The 1,850-nt window shown below is 54.7% G+C and carries 2 protein-coding genes; both read left to right on the forward strand.

All coding sequences use genetic code 11. From position 1 onward, the window contains the following. Window positions 1-9 precede the first annotated feature (9 nt). The gene (locus tag AC4FIC_RS15025; RefSeq protein ID WP_476195224.1) at window positions 10-987 is read left to right on the forward strand and encodes an LLM class flavin-dependent oxidoreductase; all 978 of its coding nucleotides are present in this window, start codon (window positions 10-12) and stop codon (window positions 985-987) included. A gap of 219 nt (window positions 988-1,206) precedes the next feature. Continuing rightward, complete coding sequence (locus tag AC4FIC_RS15030) at window positions 1,207-1,761, forward strand: MarR family winged helix-turn-helix transcriptional regulator (RefSeq protein WP_100256300.1); 555 nt, start codon at window positions 1,207-1,209, stop codon at window positions 1,759-1,761. The last annotated feature ends 89 nt before the right edge of the window (window positions 1,762-1,850 follow it).

A 1,850-nucleotide genomic window follows, 5' to 3' on the forward strand; every position in this document is an offset into this window, starting at 1 on the left:
CACTATTCCATGCTCGATCTGTGCCCCGTCGTCGAAGGGCAAGGCCCCAAAGACGCGTTTCGCAATGCCCTGGAGCTGGCCCAATTGGCCGAGCGGCAAGATTTTCGGCGCTATTGGTTGGCCGAACATCATAATATGATTGGCATTGCCAGTGCGGCCACCTCGGTGTTGATCGGCCATATAGCCGCCGGCACCGAGCGTATCAGGGTTGGTGCCGGTGGCATCATGTTGCCCAACCATGCACCCTTGCAGATCGCCGAACAGTTTGGCACCTTGGAAACCTTGTTTCCGGGGCGGATCGACCTGGGTGTCGGCCGCGCGCCGGGTACCGATGGCGCAACGGCGGCAGCCTTGCGCCAGCATTTGAATGCCGACGTCAATCGATTCCCTGAGGATGTTGAGGAACTGCTTGGGTATTTTCAACCGGAGCGACCCGGTCAACAGGTCAGGGCAGTGCCTGGGGCCGGTTTGGATGTGCCGGTTTGGATTCTCGGTTCCAGTCTCTATGGCGCGGGCATGGCCGCCGAATTTGGTTTGCCCTATGCCTTTGCCTCGCATTTCGCACCGGCCGATCTGCTTGCGGCCATTGCCCTGTATCGGCGTGACTTCAAGCCCTCGATCCATTTAGCCAAGCCCTATGTCATGGCCGGCTTCAATGTGATTGCCGCCGATACCGATGCTGAAGCGGAATTTTTAGCCAGTTCGATGCAGCAGTCCTTTGTGCGGCTCTATACCGGCAAACCGGGTAAGTTTTCGCCCCCGCAGGAAGGTTACTTTCAATCCTTGCCGGCCAATGTGCAGGCCACCCTGAATCAGGTGCTCGGCTGTTCGGCGATCGGTTCGGCCAATACCGTATGGCAAAAGTTGAATGATTTTTTGGCCCGAACCCAGGTCGATGAAATTCTGGTCACGGGCAGTACCTTTAGCCATACGGCGCGTCTAAACTCGTTTGAGATCGCCAGTGATGTCTTAAAATCATTACGTTAGCGGAGCACTTCACGGCAGCTATCGCGGTCTGAGGCTATATCGGTCAGGGCGACGGTGCAATAACGGCCCAGTTGGCCTACCAACTACTGTCCAGAGGACCCTTGTTTGCGATTCACAAGGTTGACAAGATCTTTATATTAATCTTAGATTAAAGATCCATGGAATTATTCTCGATATCAAGATAAATTAGGCTCACATTTTTCAAGTAAATAGTAATATATGGCAGTTCCTTTAGATGCAGTCGACCAAATTAAGGCTCAATGGCAACAAGAGCGCCCCGAACTGTCGCTCCAGGCGATGGGGATCTTAGGCCGCTTACGGCGCTGTGCCGTGCTCTATGCACCGCTATCCGATAGCAGCTTTGGCAAGTTTGGCCTGACCGCTTGGGAATTCGATGTATTGGCCACCCTGCGCCGCGCCGGTGCACCCTATACCCTAACCCCAACTGAACTCTTTTCGACCCTGATGGTCACGTCGGGCACCATGACCCATCGTTTAAAGGGGCTAGAAACCCGGGCATTTATTGAACGGAGTGATAACCTCGACGATGCGCGCAATCGCCTGGTCACATTGAGCTTGCAGGGCTTGAGTACCATTGATGCGGCCATGACGGCGCATGTCGATACGATGGAAGGGATTATGTCGGGCTTGAATCTTGCCGACCAGGTACAGTTGAATCACTCCTTGACGCAACTGCTTGCGCTGCTGGAGACTCAGAGTGTGAATTCTAAGCCCGCGCTGGTGAGCAAGTCGTCAGCGAGCCCATACAAGTAAAGGCCGACCCGGCGGAAACCAGGCGTTGTCTCTCAGCGCCACAGTTGTGCTGCTTTCGATCGATCGAAGCAGCAGAGATATCGAAGCAG

The sequence above is a fragment of the Reinekea sp. genome (assembly GCF_982785585.1).